At 58.2% G+C, this 16,529-nt stretch carries 16 protein-coding genes and 1 pseudogene; 8 read left to right on the top strand and 9 right to left on the bottom strand.

Annotated elements, in window-relative coordinates; translation table 11 throughout:
- Positions 1 to 44 precede the first annotated feature (44 nt).
- On the bottom strand, positions 45 to 1,586 hold the full coding sequence (locus ACVBEG_RS01065) for a catalase (protein ID WP_447107282.1): 1,542 nt from the start codon (positions 1,584 to 1,586) through the stop codon (positions 45 to 47).
- A gap of 269 nt (positions 1,587 to 1,855) precedes the next feature.
- Here ACVBEG_RS01065 and mscL point away from each other — a divergent pair, with 269 nt between their 5' ends.
- Positions 1,856 to 2,305 carry a large-conductance mechanosensitive channel protein MscL gene (mscL, locus tag ACVBEG_RS01060; protein WP_322182067.1) on the top strand — a complete coding sequence of 150 codons (450 nt, stop codon included), beginning with the start codon at positions 1,856 to 1,858 and terminating at the stop codon, positions 2,303 to 2,305.
- Positions 2,306 to 2,341: 36 nt separating this feature from the next.
- Here mscL and ACVBEG_RS01055 read toward each other — a convergent pair whose 3' ends face one another.
- Positions 2,342 to 3,118: a ferredoxin--NADP reductase gene (locus tag ACVBEG_RS01055; RefSeq protein ID WP_322182069.1), complete on the bottom strand. Its 777-nt coding sequence runs from the start codon at positions 3,116 to 3,118 to the stop codon at positions 2,342 to 2,344.
- Positions 3,119 to 3,500: 382 nt separating this feature from the next.
- Between ACVBEG_RS01055 and ACVBEG_RS01050 the strand changes: the two genes are divergently transcribed.
- Positions 3,501 to 3,968 carry a helix-turn-helix transcriptional regulator gene (locus tag ACVBEG_RS01050; RefSeq protein ID WP_322182071.1) on the top strand — a complete coding sequence of 156 codons (468 nt, stop codon included), beginning with the start codon at positions 3,501 to 3,503 and terminating at the stop codon, positions 3,966 to 3,968.
- A gap of 129 nt (positions 3,969 to 4,097) precedes the next feature.
- A complete protein-coding gene (locus ACVBEG_RS01045) occupies positions 4,098 to 5,222 on the top strand; it encodes a class I SAM-dependent methyltransferase (protein ID WP_322182074.1) in 1,125 nt (374 codons plus the stop codon).
- 88 nt (positions 5,223 to 5,310) lie between these two features.
- Here the strand turns inward: ACVBEG_RS01045 and ACVBEG_RS01040 are convergent, their stop codons facing one another.
- The 3 genes from ACVBEG_RS01040 to ACVBEG_RS01030 are packed head-to-tail and all read right to left on the bottom strand — an operon-like array spanning position 5,311 to position 7,945.
- Complete coding sequence (locus ACVBEG_RS01040; protein WP_322182076.1) at positions 5,311 to 5,478, bottom strand: DUF2474 domain-containing protein; 168 nt, start codon at positions 5,476 to 5,478, stop codon at positions 5,311 to 5,313.
- Positions 5,479 to 5,494: 16 nt separating this feature from the next.
- Positions 5,495 to 6,502, bottom strand: a complete 1,008-nt coding sequence (gene cydB, locus ACVBEG_RS01035) for a cytochrome d ubiquinol oxidase subunit II (RefSeq protein ID WP_219062634.1) — start codon at positions 6,500 to 6,502, stop codon at positions 5,495 to 5,497.
- A 3-nt stretch (positions 6,503 to 6,505) separates the two neighbouring features.
- A complete protein-coding gene (locus ACVBEG_RS01030; protein WP_447107281.1) occupies positions 6,506 to 7,945 on the bottom strand; it encodes a cytochrome ubiquinol oxidase subunit I in 1,440 nt (479 codons plus the stop codon).
- Positions 7,946 to 8,282: 337 nt separating this feature from the next.
- Here ACVBEG_RS01030 and ACVBEG_RS01025 point away from each other — a divergent pair, with 337 nt between their 5' ends.
- Positions 8,283 to 9,530 carry an MFS transporter gene (locus ACVBEG_RS01025; protein WP_322182082.1) on the top strand — a complete coding sequence of 416 codons (1,248 nt, stop codon included), beginning with the start codon at positions 8,283 to 8,285 and terminating at the stop codon, positions 9,528 to 9,530.
- Positions 9,531 to 9,561: 31 nt separating this feature from the next.
- Here the strand turns inward: ACVBEG_RS01025 and ACVBEG_RS01020 are convergent, their stop codons facing one another.
- Positions 9,562 to 10,113 (bottom strand): DJ-1 family glyoxalase III, encoded by a 552-nt coding sequence (locus ACVBEG_RS01020; RefSeq protein WP_322182084.1) that lies wholly within the window; start codon positions 10,111 to 10,113, stop codon positions 9,562 to 9,564.
- A 256-nt stretch (positions 10,114 to 10,369) separates the two neighbouring features.
- Here ACVBEG_RS01020 and ACVBEG_RS01015 point away from each other — a divergent pair, with 256 nt between their 5' ends.
- The 4 genes and pseudogenes from ACVBEG_RS01015 to ACVBEG_RS01000 all read left to right on the top strand — a co-directional run bounded on the left by ACVBEG_RS01015 (position 10,370) and on the right by ACVBEG_RS01000 (position 14,136).
- On the top strand, positions 10,370 to 11,665 hold the full coding sequence (locus ACVBEG_RS01015; protein ID WP_322182086.1) for an NCS2 family permease: 1,296 nt from the start codon (positions 10,370 to 10,372) through the stop codon (positions 11,663 to 11,665).
- Positions 11,662 to 12,747, top strand: coding sequence for a tRNA (uridine(54)-C5)-methyltransferase TrmA (trmA, locus tag ACVBEG_RS01010; RefSeq protein ID WP_322182088.1), 1,086 nt, complete (start codon positions 11,662 to 11,664; stop codon positions 12,745 to 12,747). The genes ACVBEG_RS01015 and trmA overlap by 4 nt, the downstream gene beginning before the upstream one ends.
- Positions 12,748 to 12,926: 179 nt before the next feature.
- Positions 12,927 to 13,148 (top strand): annotated as a pseudogene (locus ACVBEG_RS01005) (neutral zinc metallopeptidase); the annotation flags it as partial.
- A 4-nt stretch (positions 13,149 to 13,152) separates the two neighbouring features.
- Positions 13,153 to 14,136, top strand: a complete 984-nt coding sequence (locus ACVBEG_RS01000; RefSeq protein ID WP_322182090.1) for an alpha/beta hydrolase — start codon at positions 13,153 to 13,155, stop codon at positions 14,134 to 14,136.
- 107 nt (positions 14,137 to 14,243) lie between these two features.
- Here ACVBEG_RS01000 and ACVBEG_RS00995 read toward each other — a convergent pair whose 3' ends face one another.
- From ACVBEG_RS00995 to ACVBEG_RS00985, 3 genes are all read right to left on the bottom strand, one after another.
- On the bottom strand, positions 14,244 to 14,837 hold the full coding sequence (locus ACVBEG_RS00995) for an HAD family hydrolase (protein ID WP_322182092.1): 594 nt from the start codon (positions 14,835 to 14,837) through the stop codon (positions 14,244 to 14,246).
- Entirely contained in the window at positions 14,834 to 15,703 is an 870-nt protein-coding gene (gene tesB / locus ACVBEG_RS00990; RefSeq protein WP_323565669.1) for an acyl-CoA thioesterase II, read from the bottom strand. The genes ACVBEG_RS00995 and tesB overlap by 4 nt, the downstream gene beginning before the upstream one ends.
- A 150-nt stretch (positions 15,704 to 15,853) precedes the next feature.
- Positions 15,854 to 16,423: a GNAT family N-acetyltransferase gene (locus ACVBEG_RS00985; RefSeq protein WP_322182096.1), complete on the bottom strand. Its 570-nt coding sequence runs from the start codon at positions 16,421 to 16,423 to the stop codon at positions 15,854 to 15,856.
- Positions 16,424 to 16,529: the final 106 nt, after the last annotated feature.

The following is a 16,529-nucleotide window of genomic DNA, read 5'->3' as shown; positions in this document are numbered from 1 at the left end:
CAAGCTGCACCGGAGCAGAAGTGACGCGACGCGACCCGCCTGAATCAGTCCGTCAGTTTTTTCGCCAGCGCTCTTACCCGAACGAGATCGCCCATCGCAACCTTGGTGACGCCGGTGCCGTATTCCGGATCTGCCTTGTAAAGGAACGAAAGGATGATGTGCTTGCTTTCATCGTCGGAGGAAGATAATGAGCCGCCGAAATTCTCAATCAGATCGGCCCGCTCTTTTTTGCTGTAGGAACGGTACAGCTCTCCCGCTTGCTTGAAGTTCTGCTCACGCTGGATTTTCGCTTGCTGGGTTGTACCTGCCAACGGCAGTTGACTGTAACGGGCATCGGCCTGCTCTTCACGCGGGTTAAGGCGACTCGGCTGATAGTTGACACCCGACGTGCTGTGACCAGCGTTCATCGCACCGTCCTGATTACCGTTATTAACCGGCACTTTTGGCGCATTGACCGGCAGTTGCTGCGCGTTTGCACCCAGGCGGTACAACTGCGTGTCGGAATACGAGAAGACCCGTCCTTGCAGCAGGCGGTCTTCGGACGGCTCAATGCCCGGCACCAGATTGGAAGGCGCCATGGTGACCTGCTCGGTTTCCTGGAAAACGTTGCCCGGGTTCTTGTTCAAGACCATCTGCCCGACCTTGCGCTGAGGAACGTCTGGCCAGATTTTGGTGGCATCCAGCGGGTCAAAATCGAACGCCGCCAACGCTTCAGGCTTAAGCACCTGCACATACAGGTCCCATTTCGGAAAGTTGCCTTGGTTGATATGGGTCACCAAGTCGTTGGTCATGTGGCTGTAATCACGGCCTTGCACTTCAGCCACCTGCTTCGAGTTGAGGTTTTTTATGCCTTGCAAACTCTTCCACTGGAATTTCACGTAGTGAACCTGGCCCCTGGCATTCACCAGTTTGTAGGCATGCACACCGTTACCGTCCATTTCACGGTAGCTGGCTGGCGTACCGTTATTGGAGTACAGCTCGGTCAACGTGCGGGTGGCCTCCGGGACATGGGAGAAGAAATCAAACCGACGAGAGTCGTCGTCAAGGTTGGTCCTCGGGTCCGGCTTGAACGCATGCACCATGTCCGGGAACTTGATGGCATCGCGAATAAAGAAAGTCGGAAAGTTATTGCCTACCAAATCCCAATTGCCTTCACGGGTATAGAACTTGGTCGCGAAACCTCGCGGATCGCGCAAGGTCTCAGGGGAATGATTGCCATGCACCACGGCGGAAAATCGCACAAACACCGGGGTCGTCTCACCCGCTGCGAAAACGTGGGCTTTGCTCAAGTCGCTCAGGTCGTCCGTTACCGTGAACTGACCATGGGCCCCTGTGCCGCGAGCATGCACGACACGCTCGGGGATACGCTCGCGATCGAACCGCTGAAGCTTCTGGATCAACTGCACGTCTTGCAGCAAGACCGGGCCGTGCTCGCCCGCGGTTTGCGAGTTTTGATTGTCACCGACGAGCGCCCCGTTATCGCGGGTCAGGTTTGCGGCTTGCACTGAAACGGAAAGCAGGCTGACCGTCAAAAGGCTCAGAAGTCTTCGGCGGGAAACAATTCCGAGCGCGAGGGTGGCGTTCATGCTTAAAGTCCTTTTATTAAGATTTTTAGGCGCATTCAACTGCGCCCTTCAATCCTAAAAGCAATCGCCGCTTTTTTTCGCAAAACTCACCCTATGAAACACATCTGAAAACTTGTTTATTTTCAAAAAGATAGCTTGATACAGAATCCATCTGAAAACCCTGGTAAAACTAATCAGGCAATTTTCGGTCGATTGCCAAGTCGCAGGGCGCGATGCGTATAGCTGAATTACACTGCGTTAACCCACTCATCTGTAACAAGGAACAACCTATGAGCGTACTAAGCGAGTTCAAGGCATTCGCCGTCAAAGGCAACGTGGTCGACATGGCGGTCGGGATTATCATTGGCGCGGCCTTCGGAAAAATCGTTTCGTCGTTCGTCGGCGATGTTGTCATGCCACCTATTGGGCTGTTGATCGGCGGAGTGGATTTCAGCGATCTGACCGCTACCCTCCGACCTGCAGAAGGCACTCTGCCGGCCGTGGTCGTGTCTTACGGCAAGTTTATCCAGTCGATTATCGACTTTGTGATCGTGGCGTTCGCCATCTTCATGGGCGTCAAGGCCATCAATCGCCTCAAACGCGAAGAGGCTGTCGCGCCAACGCTGCCGGCCACCCCTAGCCCGGAAGAAGTGCTATTGAGCGAGATCCGTGACTTGTTGAAAGTGCAGAACGGCAGACCGCTGGAAAGTGTGATTGCCGATCCAACCCGGCTGGGTTGATGCACCACTGATCGTTCCCCGCGTGGGAGCGGCCACTTACCAATAATTTTCCACCGCCACCTGCCCCGGGCGGCGGCTCAGACTGAGTTGCATGTCGCGCAGTTTGAGCATCTGGCGGGTGTCGTCGATCATTTGCGGGTTACCACACAGCATGACTCGCGAGTGCTCGGGGGTCATTTTCAGCCCCGCCGCCCGCTCCAGCTCGCCGCTTTCAATAAGCTGAGTAATGCGTCCGCCCAATGCGCCGGGGTAATGCTCGCGGGTGACGGTCGGCAAAAACAGTAACTTGCCGGCGTAGTCGGCCAGATAGTCCCGCTCGGTGAGTCCGGCGATCAGTTGCTGATAGGCCAGCTCGCGGGCTTCACGCACGCTATAGACCAGAATGATGCGCTCGAATTTTTCCCACACCTCAAAGTCCTGCAGGATCGACAGGAACGGCGCAATGCCAGTGCCCGTGGATAACATCCACAGGTCACGCCCGTCGACGAAGCGGTCCAGGGTCAAGAAGCCGAATGCCTGACGATCGATCAGCAACGTGTCGCCTTCACGCAGGCGGCTCAGTTCGCTGGTGAATTCGCCGTCCGGTACCACGATGGAAAAGAACTCGAGAAATTCATCGTGGGGCGACGACACCATCGAATACGCCCGCCAGACAATGCTGCCATCGGCCTTGGTCACGCCCAGCCGTGCAAACTGACCGGCCCGAAAGCGAAAACCGGGATCGCGGGTGGTACGCAAGGTGAACAGATTCGAGGTCAATGGCGTGACGTTGAGCAGCGTCTGGTGGGTGTATTTCTCTGCGCTGGCAGTCATGGGCGCTCCTGGCTCCTGCAATTAAAAAGAGGAGCGCCCAGTGTCCCGCAAAGCGACGTCGATAAACACCGGCGGTTTGTAGTGGCATTTAGAAGAAAAGAGCGTGTTGACCATAAGCAAATGCTCTAAATACAAAAACGTATAACACCACGCCGAATCATTCCAATCTGGACTTAACAGGGCCCGTTTTTTTCGAGAGTCGTGGCCTCCTCCCGCACAAGCAGGGGGTCTATGGCAAAGTGAACCAAAAAATATCGTTCATTTGAATAGCGTGTAACGGCCAAGCCATTCACCCGATGACTTGATGCCCCCTACTGACCTCCCAGTGCAGGAAATCCCTCCTACACTGGGAATCGTATGTATCGAGTATGGAAGCTCAATCATGAACAGCTTGAACCCGGATCAACTAGAGACATTGATGGCCACTGTGGAAGAATCCGTTTGGGAAAATGCCTTTTCCTCTCGGTTAAGGCGGGGCGAAGTCCACTCTATTCAGGACCTTCGTGGCGTCAAAAAAAGACTGACACAGACACGTAATCACGAAACGACTTCATCCACAGAGTGCTACAAGAAAGTCGAACAAACTTTATGGCTGTGCCACCTGCTACGGACCTTCATGACAGAACGGTTGTTGACCCAAACCCCACCCTCCATCAGTCCATCGCTGTCGATCCGGGAAACTGAAATACTCAAATGGTCTGCCAAAGGCAAAACGGCAGATGACATCAGTACCATCCTCAAGTTGAAAACACGCACGATCAATTTTCATATCGCCAACGCGATTAAAAAAATGGGTGCGACCAACAAAACCTCGGCCGTGGTGCAGGCTGCCTTGAACGGCATTCTCTGAGCGTTTTTTTAGCCCCTCGGAAATCCAGCAGATGTCCGGGTGCAAAAACACGTAAAATCGACGGCTTCTGCGCGCGTCTTGACATCAGAGACGTGCGCAATAGTCTCCGAAAACAGAGTTCCCCTGCCCATGCCCCTGCTTAACAGCCCTTTCGCTCAGCTCGATCTCATCCGCCAGCCTGACCAACAGAACGAGCCGTTGCAGGCGTTCGACGCAGCCGATGAATACCTGCTCAGTCATGTGGCGGAGCAGGGCCTGACTCCAGACAGCCGCGTGCTGGTGCTCAACGACAGCTTTGGCGCGCTGGCAGCCAGCCTCGCCAGCCACGCGCAGGTGATGAGTAGCAGCGACTCCTTTCTCGCCGCGCTAGCACTGGAAAAAAACCTCGTGCGCAACGGCCAGGCCTTTGATGCAGTGCCGATGATTCCGGCCAGTGACATGTTCACCGGACCGTTCGATTGGGTACTGATCCGTGTCCCGAAGACCCTGGCCTTGCTCGAAGAACAACTGATTCGCTTGCAGGGGCAACTGGCACCCGGCGCGCAGGTGATTGCAGCTGCGATGATCAAGCATCTGCCGCGCGCGGCGGGCGATTTGCTGGAGCAATACATCGGACCGGTGCAGGCGTCATTGGCGGTGAAAAAAGCGCGCTTGCTGTTTGCCACCCCGCACATCAAAGGCGTGCAGCCCTCACCCTACCCGAGCCGTTACACACTTGAAGACCCGGTCATCGAACTGGTGAATCACGCCAACGTATTCTGTCGCGAAGGACTGGATATCGGCACCCGGGCGTTTCTACCGCACCTGCCGAAAAACCTCGGCTCGGCACGTGTAGCGGACCTGGGCTGCGGCAACGGAGTGCTGGCCATTGCCAGCGCACTGGCCAATCCGCAAGCGCATTACACGCTGGTGGATGAGTCGTTCATGGCCGTGCAGTCAGCCACTGAAAACTGGCGGACCGCATTGGGTGAGCGCGAGGTTATTGTGCGGGCCGGCGACGGGCTGGCCGGTCAGGAAGCTGACTCGCTGGACGTGGTGCTGTGCAATCCGCCCTTCCATCAACAACAGGTGGTCGGTGATTTCCTCGCCTGGCGTATGTTCCAGCAAGCGCGCGATGCGTTGGTGGTCGGCGGCGCACTGTACATCGTCGGTAACCGCCATTTGGGCTACCACAGCAAACTGGCGCGACTGTTTCGCGGCGTCGAGCAAGTGGCCACAACCCCGAAGTTCGTGGTGCTTAAAGCGCGCAAGTAAAGGCACCGCCGCGATGGCGGTGCTTCAGGCAAACCGCGGCGGGACGCGTAGTTGCAAGCGCGCTCCTGCCAGGAACTTGCGCAAGCCCTCAGTGCGTGGTCAGCCCTGCCGCGTTCATGAACAGCCGCATACCGTAAGCAACTATCCCCAACGCCAGCACACTGCCGGCGTAGATCCCAACCAGCCAGGCTACGCGCTGCCAGACCGGCTTTTTCAGCGCCGGGTCCGGTTCATGGGAAGATTCTTCAGCAGACATCGTCATCCCCTCCTCACTAGTGATAGCCGTCTTCGTGGGTGACCTTGCCACGGAACACGTAGTAGCTCCAGAAGGTGTAGCCCAGGATGAACGGGATGATGAACAGCGTGCCCACCAGCATGAAGCCCTGGCTTTGTGGCGGCGCGGCGGCCTCCCAGATAGTGATCGACGGCGGCACGATGTGCGGCCACAGGCTGATGCCCAACCCGCTGTAGCCGAGGAAGATCAACACCAGCGTCAGCAAAAACGGCGTGTAGTGAGCATTGCGTGCCACGGCACGCAGCAGACCATACATCGTCACCAGTACCAGAATCGGCACCGGCAGGAACCAGAACAGGTTCGGCAGGCTGAACCAGCGGGTGGCAATTTCAGGGTGGGTCAGCGGCGTCCAGATGCTGACGATAGCGGTCACCGCCAACACGACCAAGGCCAACGGCCGAGCCAGATCGTGCATCTGCTTTTGCAGCTTGCCTTCGGTTTTCATGATCAGCCAGGTGCAGCCCAATAGCGCATAAGCGACGATCAGTGCCACGCCACAGAACATCGTGAACGGCGTCAGCCAGTCCAGTGAACCCCCGGCGAACTGGCGATTGACCACCGGAATACCATCGATGAACGCCCCCAGCGCTACGCCCTGGAAGAAGGTCGCGGTCAACGAGCCGCCGATGAACGCTTTGTCCCACAAGTGGCGCTTGTCATCTTTGGCCTTGAAGCGGAACTCGAAGGCGACCCCGCGAAAGATCAAACCGATCAGCATCAGGATCAGCGGCAGGTACAGCGCCGACAACACCACCGAATAAGCCAGCGGGAAGGCGCCAAACAACGCTGCTCCCCCCAGGACCAGCCAGGTTTCGTTACCGTCCCACACGGGGGCCACGGTATTCATCATCACATCGCGCTCGGAATCGTCCTTGATGAAGGGGAAAAGAATCCCGATCCCCAGGTCGAAGCCGTCCATGACCACATACATCATGATCCCGAAGATGATGATCACAGCCCAGATAAGCGGAAGATCAATACCCATGACTCAATTCCCCTTGCTCAGGCTGTGAGTGTCGTCACCGTCGGAGCCGTCTTCGGCAGCCGAAAGAGGACGTGCAGGCGTGCGTTGCTGGCCCGGTCCACCGGGGCTCTGTTCCTTGCCTTCGTTGCTGACCGGGCCTTTGCGCACCAGGCGCATCATGTAGCCCAGACCAACGCCAAACAGCGTGAAGTAGACCACCACGAACAATCCCAGGGTCAGGCTCATCTGCCCGAAACTGTGCCCGGAAGACGCATCGGCGGTGCGCATCAGACCGTAGACGACCCACGGTTGACGGCCGATTTCAGTGGTAAACCAGCCCGCCAACATCGCAATCAGACCCGACGGGCCCATCCACAAGGCGAGGTACAGGAATGCCCGCGAGTGATAGAGCTTGCCGCGCATGCGCAGCCACAGGCTCCACAAACCGGTAAAGATCATCAGGAAGCCCAACCCGACCATGACCCGGAACGACCAGAACACGATGGTCGAGTTAGGCCGGTCTTCAGGTTTGAAGTCCTTCAACGCGGGCACTTGCTCGGTCAGCGTGTGGGTCAGGATCAAGCTGCCCAAGTAGGGGACTTCCACGGCGAAACGGGTTTTTTCAGCCTTCATGTCCGGCCAGCCGAACAGGATCAGCGGGGTCGGCTCATTGCCGACATTTTCCCAGTGACCTTCAATCGCGGCGATTTTAGCCGGCTGGTACTTGAGCGTATTGAGGCCGTGGAAGTCGCCGATCACTGCCTGAACAGGCGCCACCAGCAACGCCATCCACATCGCCATGGAGAGCATGGTGCGAATTTGCGGGGTGTCGCGACCGCGCAATAAATGCCAGGCCGCCGAGGAACCCACAAAAAACGCCGTCGCCACAAATGCCGCTGTGGCCATGTGTGCCAGACGGTAGGGGAACGACGGGTTGAAAATCACCGCGAACCAGTCCACCGGAATCACTTGGCCATTGACGATTTCAAAGCCCTGCGGGGTCTGCATCCAGCTGTTGGACGCGAGAATCCAGAACGTCGAGATCAGCGTGCCGATGGCAACCATGACCGTGGCGAAGAAGTGCAGGTTGCGCCCGACCTTGTTCCAGCCGAACAACATCACCCCGAGGAAGCCTGCTTCAAGGAAGAATGCGGTGAGCACTTCATACGTCAGCAGCGGCCCGGTGATCGACCCGGCGAAGTCGGAGAACCGGCTCCAGTTGGTGCCGAACTGGTAAGCCATGACCAACCCGGAGACCACACCCATGCCGAAGTTGACGGCAAACACCTTGGACCAGAAGTGGTACAGATCACGGTACACATCGTTCTGCGTTTTCAGCCACAACCCCTCAAGCACCGCCAGGTAACTTGCCAGACCAATGGTGATGGCAGGAAACAGGATGTGGAATGAGATGGTGAATGCGAACTGAATTCGGGCGAGATCGAGTGCCTCTAAACCGAACATAGGACTTCCTCTAATCAAGTGGTACCGGCTACTGACCCGAGGTCAGCAGCGACTGCCCCCACGGATATGGAGTGCTGCGGGGTGAGATTGTTCTGTTTTACTTCACAACGCGGGGATTCGTGCAGCCGACGAGCATGCAAAGCCAGCAAATGCTTTGACGCAGATCAACCATTGATCAAAGAGTAGCCCTGTTTTGGATGGCGAACTGTGTGGTCGATTGTCGCGTGGCGAGTTGCCCCACGTTCGCAACACCGGATTGCTGTGTGCCCGCAGTGGCAAACAAATGTTACAAAGCACGTGATAATCTCTCGCATTCACCGCCGAGGCCGCCTTTCCAATGCCTGATCAAGCACCTGCGTTGCTGCGTCATCATCGACCCTTCCTGGCTTTCTGGTTTGCGCGAATTTTCACCGCCAGCGGCTTTCAGATGTTGACCGTGGCCATCGGCTGGAACCTCTACCAACTGACCGGCAACGTTTTGGATCTGGGCCTGGTGGGCCTGGCCCAATTCATCCCCCGGGTGATTTTCATGCTGCACACCGGGCATGTGGCTGACCGTTATGACCGACGCAAGGTCTCTGCGATCTGCCAGGCGGCCCAGGCCTTGATCGCCCTGGCACTGGTGATCGGCAGCACCACCAACAGTGTCACCCCGGAAATGATCTTCATCCTTTCGTTTTTGCTCGGTGCCGCCCGCTCTTTCGAAATGCCGACCACCCAAGCGCTGTTGCCCTCCATCGTGCCCACCTCGCTGTTTCCGCGGGCGGTGGCGGCAGCACAGTCAGCGCAACAGTCGGCGACCATTGTCGCGCCGGCGCTGGGCGGCTTTCTGTTTGCGTTCGGTAGCACCTGGGTCTACGGCCCGACGGTGCTGCTGTATGTCATTGCCTGCGCGCTGATGCTCAATCTGCCTGCGCGGCAGACGCCATTGAACAAAGCCAAGGCCACCCTGGACTCGCTGCTGGCCGGGATTCGTTATATTCGCAGCCGTCCGGACATCCTCGGCGCAATTTCGCTGGACCTGTTCGCGGTCTTGCTCGGGGGCGCCACGGCACTGCTGCCGGTATTCGCCAAAGACATTTTACTGACCGGCCCTTGGGGGCTTGGTCTGCTGCGCTCGGCTCCCGCAGTGGGTGCACTGCTGATGTCGTTGTGGCTGGCGCGCTTCTCGGTCGAGCGCAACGTGGGGCGGGTGATGTTCACCGCTGTGGGCATCTTCGGCGTCGCCACCATTGCCTTCGGCCTGTCGACCTCGTTCTGGTTTTCCCTGGCGGTGCTGGTCGTACTCGGCGCGGCGGACATGATCAGCATGGTGATTCGCGCCTCGTTCGTGCAGCTCGAAACACCGGACGAAATGCGCGGCCGGGTCAGTGCAGTGAATGGCTTGTTCATCGGCGCGTCCAACCAGCTCGGTGAGTTCGAGTCCGGCCTCACTGCCCACTGGATGGGGACTGTGCCTGCCGTGGTACTCGGCGGCATCGGTACACTTGCCGTCACAGGGACCTGGATCAAACTCTTCCCCAGCCTGGCCAGGCGCGACCGAATGCGCGATCTGGTGATGGAGCAAGAGAAACAGCCAGCCTGACAGATCGCGTTGTCTTACACGACGGGCGACATTAGATAAGCAGCAACTTACCCATGGCCGCCCGCTTACCTTTACCGCACAGCTGTTCCACCAGCGTGAGTGCAAACGCCAACGCTGCACCAGAACCTTGCGCGGTGATGCAATTGCCATCGACCACCACCGGTTGATCGACGTACGTACACCCCGACAACCGATCACTGAATCCCGGATGACAGGTCATGCGCCGTTGTTTGAGCACGCCGTACACCTGCAGTGCCACGGCAGGTGCTTCACCGATAGCGGCGTAAAACCGTCCTGCTTTCGCCTGTTCATTCACCCGCTGGGCCAACGGCTGATGATCAGCCAAGCGCTGTGCGCCTGGCATGCCACCGGGCAAGACGATCAGGTCGAAGCTTTGCGCCAGCACATCGACCAGCATCGCATCAGCGGTCAACCGCGTGCCACGCGCGCCCGTCAACATGCGTCGGGACTCGACGCTGGCGACCAGCACTTCAATCTCGGCGCGGCGTAGCACATCGATCAGGGTCACACTTTGCAGATCGTCGATGCCGTCGGCGACGGTGATCAGGGCTCTTAACGTCATACACGAATCCTTTGCAGTGATGCGTTGAGTCTAGTCAGCTTTATATGGCCCGACAGCTTCGAGCGTCGATAACGTGCAGGGCCGAAATCCGGCCTGCTTTCCACTAAGCATCTGCTCGCCCCCATCCACACACGCTGCTGTTATGATGCGCGGCTTTTTCCGACCTACAGAAAATGTACAGGCCAGTGGCACAGTCTGTGCTTTGCTGCTTTAGTCGATTCATTCAAGGCGCAGGACGCGTCACGGGGAGCCAGGCATGCTGGAAAGGCTGTTTCAACTCAAAGCACACAACACCAATGTGCGCACCGAGATTCTTGCGGGCGTTACCACCTTCCTCGCCATGGCCTACATCCTGTTCGTCAACCCGAGCATTCTCGGCGAAACCGGTATGGACAAGGGTGCGGTGTTCGTCGCCACCTGTCTGGCGGCCGCCATTGGTTCGGCCGTGATGGGCCTGATCGCCAACTACCCGATTGCGCTGGCGCCGGGCATGGGCCTCAACGCCTTCTTTACCTACACCGTGGTCCTGCACATGGGCCACACCTGGCAAGTGGCGCTGGGTGCGGTGTTCATCTCGGCGGTGATGTTTTTCCTGCTGTCGATCTTCAAGATTCGCGAATGGATCATCAACAGCATTCCGCTGGCGCTGCGCTCGGCGATTGCGGCCGGTATCGGTTTGTTCCTGGCGCTGATCGCCCTGCACAACGCCGGTATCGTGGTCGGCAGCCCGGTCACCATGGTGGGCATGGGCGATCTGAAACAGCCGGCACCGATCCTCGCCACCCTGGGCTTTTTCCTGATCGTCGCGCTGGAAGCCCTGCGCGTGCGTGGTGCGGTGTTGATCGGCATTCTGGCCGTGACCATCGCGTCCATCGCGCTCGGCTTCTCCCCGTTCGGCGGCGTGATGTCGATGCCGCCATCGCTGGCACCGACCTTCTTGCAACTGGACATCCGGGGCGCACTGGATATCGGTCTGTTCAGCGTGATTTTCGCCTTTCTGTTCGTCGATCTGTTCGACAACTCCGGCACCCTGATCGGCGTCGCAAAACGCGCGGGTCTGATGGGCAAGGACGGCTACATGCCGAAAATGGGCCGCGCCCTGATCGCCGACAGCACCGCCGCCATGGCCGGTTCGCTGCTGGGCACCTCGACCACCACCAGTTACATCGAATCGGCAGCCGGCGTGAGCGCGGGCGGACGAACCGGCCTGACCGCCGTGGTGGTCGGGATCCTGTTTCTGCTGGCGTTGTTCTTCGCACCGCTGGCCGGTAGCGTTCCGGCGTTCGCCACGGCACCCGCCCTGTTGTTTGTTGCGGTGTTGATGATGTCGGGCCTGGCTGAAATCGACTGGGACGACATCACTGTTGCCGCACCAGTGGTAATTACCGCCCTGGCGATGCCGTTCACCTACTCCATCGCCAACGGCATCGCCTTTGGTTTTATCTCCTGGACGGCTATCAAGCTGTTGTCCGGGCGCCGGCACGAACTGAATTCGGCGCTGGTGATTCTGTCCATCCTGTTCGTGATCAAGTTGGGTTGGTTTAACGCATGAGTGTCCCTTTCGACCCTACGAGCTACAGCCATCAGCTCGCAGAAAAAACCACGCGCCTGCGTGAATTGCTGGCACCGTTCGATGCACCCGAGCCACAGGTATTTGACTCGCCGCGCGAGCACTATCGCCTGCGCGCCGAGTTCCGTTTGTGGCGCGAGAATCAGCAGCGCTTCTATGCGATGTTTGTCCCCGGCAACAACCACACGCCGATTCTGGTCGACGACTTCCCTATCGCCAGCCAGCGCATCAATGACTTGATGCCGCTGCTGCGTGCACGATGGGAAGCCAGCGCGACCTTGAACTTCAAGCTGTTCCAGGTGGATTTCCTGACCACGCTGGCAGACGATGCGATTATCACCCTCTGCTATCACCGGCCACTGGATGACGACTGGCAGGCGGTTGCGGAACAGCTCGCGGCCGACCTTAATGTGTGCGTGATCGGCCGTTCAAAGGGCCAGCGCATCGTCATCGGTCGGGACTATGCGATCGAAGAGCTTCAGGTAGCCGGGCGCACCTTCAGCTATCGGCAACCGGAAGGCTCCTTCACCCAGCCCAACGGCGCGGTGAATCAGAAGATGCTCAATTGGGCATTCGATGCCCTCGGCCAGCGCGACGACGACTTGCTGGAGCTGTATTGCGGCAACGGCAACTTCACCCTGCCCCTGGCGACTCGCGTGCGCAAAGTACTGGCGACAGAGATCAGCAAGACCTCGGTCAACGCCGCCCTGAGCAACCTTGCCGACAACGGCGTGGACAACGTGACCCTGGTTCGCCTGTCTGCCGAAGAGCTGACCGAAGCATTGAATGAAGTTCGCCCGTTCCGCCGTTTGTGGGGCGTCGACTTGAAGAGCTACGAATTTGGAAGCATCTTCGTCGATCCGCCTCGCGCCGGCATGGACCCGGACACCTGCGAACTCAGCCGGCGTTTCGAGCGCATCCTGTATATTTCCTGCAACCCGGAGACCCTTGCGGCGAACATCGCGCAACTGCATGACACCCACCGCATCGAACGCTGCGCACTGTTCGACCAGTTTCCCTATACACACCATATGGAATCAGGGGTGATGTTGGTTCGGCGATAACCGCCGACGGGGGCGCCGTAGCGATAAAGTCTGCACGCGCCCCAGTCTTCAGAACTATTTGCACTAACCCCCCCTCTATATCCGCAACAAGTCTCTGTTATGTGTAACCCTTGCCCCAGGCTTAAAATGAGGTGCATGCGTTTCAGACTGATGGTCCGACAGGGATTTGAGCCTAGGACGCACAAAAGCGTTTGAATTGGTGGGTGCCGGATGATATTGAAGAAGCGCTTAACGCAGCCAACACCATTGGCGATGATCACTTGCAACAACAGGGTCAAGGCCGCGTAGTACCCGATTCGTTTACTCACGGCTCCTCTGCACAGCGCGTGCGCTGGTTCAAAACAGGTTTCGCTCAGGGCCAACTCAATCAGTGCGACACTTTCGCCGCAAAGAGCCTTTAATCACATGATAAAACCGCTATTGGTCTTGTTGTTGAGCACCCTCCTAAGCCTTACGGCGAATGCAGCGGATACCGCGGTGAAAGCCCTCAGCCCCCAGCGACTGGCCATCAATGGCGGTCTAGCGACTGTCGGCCTGAGCAAAGACTGGAAAACGCCACAACCCAATACCCGACGCGCCGTGATCGTCATTCACGGTCGCTTGCGCAACGCGCAAACCTACCTGCGTAGCGCCGAACGAGCGGCCTATCGGTCCGGGTATCGCAGCACTACCCTGCTGATCGCTCCGCAGTTCCTGGATCGAAAAGACATCGTCAAACACCAACTGCCGGATTCGATACTGCGCTGGCACAAAGACGACTGGATGGAGGGTGACGCGGCCATCGGGCCGGTGCCGGTGAGCTCCTTTACCGTCATTGACGAGATTCTGACAAAGCTGAGTGATCGCAAACTGTTCCCTGCCTTGCAGGAAGTGGTTATCGCCGGGCATTCGGGTGGCGCGCAGGTGGTTCAGCGCTACGTATTGATTGGCAAGGGCGGGGCCGCTCTGGAGAAAGCCGGGGTCACCCTGCGTTACGTGGTCGCCAACCCGTCGTCATACGCGTATTTCGACGCACAGCGGCCTGGACCGGTGGACAAGGCGTCTTGCCCGGGGTTCGATACCTGGAAATACGGGATGAACAAGTTGCCGCCTTACGCTGGCAAGCAAACCGTCGAGCAGATCGAACAGAATTATGTGAAGCGTGACGTCACTTACCTGCTGGGTCAGCTCGATACCGACATCGATCACCCGGCACTGGATAGAACCTGCGCCGCCGAAGCCCAGGGCGCCTACCGCCTGATTCGTGGTCACAACTTCTTCAATTATCTGCAGCAGCGCCACCCTGAAGGGCTGAACCAGCGGTTAATTGAAGTGCCTGGCGTAGGCCATGACGGCGACGCGATCTTCACCTCGCCTGAAGGGCAGGCCGCATTGTTCAGGCCGCAGTGAGCGACTCAACAGACGTCGGTTCGCAGCGGGACGCGTAGTTACACGTCAGCGCCAACATAATGTTCTATTTCAAATGGTTGTTGGTTGCTTGATAGATAGATGCTGGCTTAAAACGCCAGCATCTCGCGCAATGCAAAGCAATCGCTGGCGTACCAGTCGGTCAGTTCCGGCCATGGATTTTCGGGCAGGTTGACCAATATGGTATGGGTGCCTGCCGCACGACCACAATCGAGGTCGAAGCGGTAGTCGCCGACCATTACCATCTGTGATGGGTCGACATTCCATGCCTGAGCCAGTTTCAGCAGCCCTCCGGGATCAGGTTTTGGCGGTGCTTCGTCGCGCCCGAGAACGTCATCGACGGCAAAACAATCCGCCAGGCCAATCGCTCCGAGCGTTACATGCGCCAACTCGCGGGCATTGCGAGTGAGGATGCCCAGCCGATATCCGCGCGCCGCCAACTCACGCACCAGCTCGACAGCGCCAGCTGCAGGCTGCGACGCCAGTGCCAGCTCACGCTCGTGCTCCAGCAGCCAGGCATGCTTGGCCGCTGAAATCTCGGGCGGCAGCGCGGCCAGATGGCTGAGAATGTCATCCTGCTGCGGAATCTCCAGGGCGCGCTTGATCGCCGGAAAATCGTGCACGGCCAAGGTCAGGGTGCCATCCATGTCGAACACCCAATGCCGAACCTCCGCCAGGCTCATGCCCAATCCTTGCGATGACGGATCAAGCCTTCCTGGGTAACAGAGGCCACTAACTTGCCTGCGCGGGTGTACACGTTGCCACGCGAGAAACCACGGGAATTACCGGCCCAAGGGCTGTCCATCACGTACAGCAACCAGTCATCGGCGCGCAGATCGGCGTGAAACCAAAGGGAGTGATCAAGGCTGGCAACCTGCATATCTTTCTGCCAGACCGACTTGCCGTGAGGCTGCAACGCCGTCGTCAGCAGATTGAAATCCGAGGCGTACGCCAACATATACTTATGCAGCGCTGGAACATCCGGCAGCGGGCCGTCGGCGCGAAACCAAACGTATTTGATCGGCTCTGTCGGCTTAGGGTTGTAAGGATCAATGTCAGTTACCGGGCGGAACTCGATCGGCTTGGGGCACAGCAGTTTTTCACGCATGTGATCCGAGAGCAGGTGCGCACGCTGGCGGGTCAATTCAAGTTCCGAGGGCAGGTTTTCTGGCCCGACGACGTCCGGCATCGTGGACTGGTGCTCATAACCTTCTTCGTCGTACTGGAACGATGCGCTGCACGTGAAAATCGGTTGCCCCTTCTGGATAGCCGTGACCCGGCGGGTGCTGAAGCTGCCGCCATCGCGCACCCGGTCGACCTGATACACCACAGGCAAGGCGACGTCGCCGGGACGCAGGAAATAGCCGTGCAGCGAATGCACGTGGCGCTCGTCTTCGACCGTCTGACTGGCTGCCGACAGGGATTGGCCCAGCACTTGCCCGCCGAACAACTGGCGAAAGCCAAGGTCCTGACTACGCCCACGAAAGAGGTTCTCCTCAATGGGTTCCAGGGTTAGCAGTTCAACCAGATCATCCAGCACTTGGCTCATTCAGGGACTCCTCTCACAAAAACAATGCTGCGCCTTCAAGGCTGCGGCGGGCGACGTATTCAGGCAGAGACCAAGGGTATCCCTAAGGGTTTATTCCGGTCTGCACGGCCAATGGCCAAATGATACAGAATTTGTCGACGCCAGCCTTACTCATCCCTTCAGGGTTTGCAGCCATTGTTGCCGAGTGATTCGATACAACACATGAGGTTTCAACAGATCGCCGTCAGCCAGTTTTGGATGCTCGAAGTCATCCGACAGATCATGCTGCATGCCAATGGCCTGCATGACTTTCTGTGACGCGAGATTGTTCTGCGCAGTGAAAGACACAATCTGATCCAGATCCAGCCGCTCGAAACCGCAACGCAGAGCGGTCCAGGCGGCCTCGCTGGCAAAACCCAAACCCCAATGTTCCCGCGCCAGACGCCAGCTGATCTCGACAGCCGGGGTGAAGTGAGCGTCAAAACTCACCACTTCCAATCCGGTAAAGCCGATAAATGCCCCTGTGTCCTGGCGTACCAATGCCCACAGGCCAAAACCCAGCTCGGCGAAATGCCCACGCATTCGTCCGATCTGGGCCGCGCTTTCCAGCCGACTCATGGGTGTTGGAAAATAACGCATCACCTGCGGGTCGGCACACATCGCCGCGAACGCCGGCAAATCGTCATCTCGCCACTGCCGCATCAGCAGCCGGGCACTGTTGAGTTCGAGTATCCGCTCCATCGGGTTGCTCCTATCACCATCCGGTAAATGACTTGCCGAAGTAGTACACCGCTCAGCAACCCTCAATCAAGGTGCTGGGCGGGCATGGACAATGCTGGCAACATTC

Source organism: Pseudomonas sp. GG8 (assembly GCF_052976945.1).
Note: the sequence above shows the minus strand (reverse complement) of the source record. Positions and strands in the feature narration are given on the sequence as shown.

Bases quoted from the DNA above. Each gene is read 5' to 3' on its own strand.
- ACVBEG_RS01065 (WP_447107282.1), bottom strand. From the start codon at position 1,586: ATGAACGCCACCCTCGCGCTCGGAATTGTTTCCCGCCGAAGACTTCTG.
- mscL (WP_322182067.1), top strand. From the start codon at position 1,856: ATGAGCGTACTAAGCGAGTTCAAGGCATTCGCCGTCAAAGGCAACGTG.
- ACVBEG_RS01055 (WP_322182069.1), bottom strand. From the start codon at position 3,118: ATGACTGCCAGCGCAGAGAAATACACCCACCAGACGCTGCTCAACGTC.
- ACVBEG_RS01050 (WP_322182071.1), top strand. From the start codon at position 3,501: ATGAACAGCTTGAACCCGGATCAACTAGAGACATTGATGGCCACTGTG.
- ACVBEG_RS01045 (WP_322182074.1), top strand. From the start codon at position 4,098: ATGCCCCTGCTTAACAGCCCTTTCGCTCAGCTCGATCTCATCCGCCAG.
- ACVBEG_RS01040 (WP_322182076.1), bottom strand. From the start codon at position 5,478: ATGTCTGCTGAAGAATCTTCCCATGAACCGGACCCGGCGCTGAAAAAG.
- cydB (WP_219062634.1), bottom strand. From the start codon at position 6,502: ATGGGTATTGATCTTCCGCTTATCTGGGCTGTGATCATCATCTTCGGG.
- ACVBEG_RS01030 (WP_447107281.1), bottom strand. From the start codon at position 7,945: ATGTTCGGTTTAGAGGCACTCGATCTCGCCCGAATTCAGTTCGCATTC.
- ACVBEG_RS01025 (WP_322182082.1), top strand. From the start codon at position 8,283: ATGCCTGATCAAGCACCTGCGTTGCTGCGTCATCATCGACCCTTCCTG.
- ACVBEG_RS01020 (WP_322182084.1), bottom strand. From the start codon at position 10,113: ATGACGTTAAGAGCCCTGATCACCGTCGCCGACGGCATCGACGATCTG.
- ACVBEG_RS01015 (WP_322182086.1), top strand. From the start codon at position 10,370: ATGCTGGAAAGGCTGTTTCAACTCAAAGCACACAACACCAATGTGCGC.
- trmA (WP_322182088.1), top strand. From the start codon at position 11,662: ATGAGTGTCCCTTTCGACCCTACGAGCTACAGCCATCAGCTCGCAGAA.
- ACVBEG_RS01000 (WP_322182090.1), top strand. From the start codon at position 13,153: ATGATAAAACCGCTATTGGTCTTGTTGTTGAGCACCCTCCTAAGCCTT.
- ACVBEG_RS00995 (WP_322182092.1), bottom strand. From the start codon at position 14,837: ATGAGCCTGGCGGAGGTTCGGCATTGGGTGTTCGACATGGATGGCACC.
- tesB (WP_323565669.1), bottom strand. From the start codon at position 15,703: ATGAGCCAAGTGCTGGATGATCTGGTTGAACTGCTAACCCTGGAACCC.
- ACVBEG_RS00985 (WP_322182096.1), bottom strand. From the start codon at position 16,423: ATGGAGCGGATACTCGAACTCAACAGTGCCCGGCTGCTGATGCGGCAG.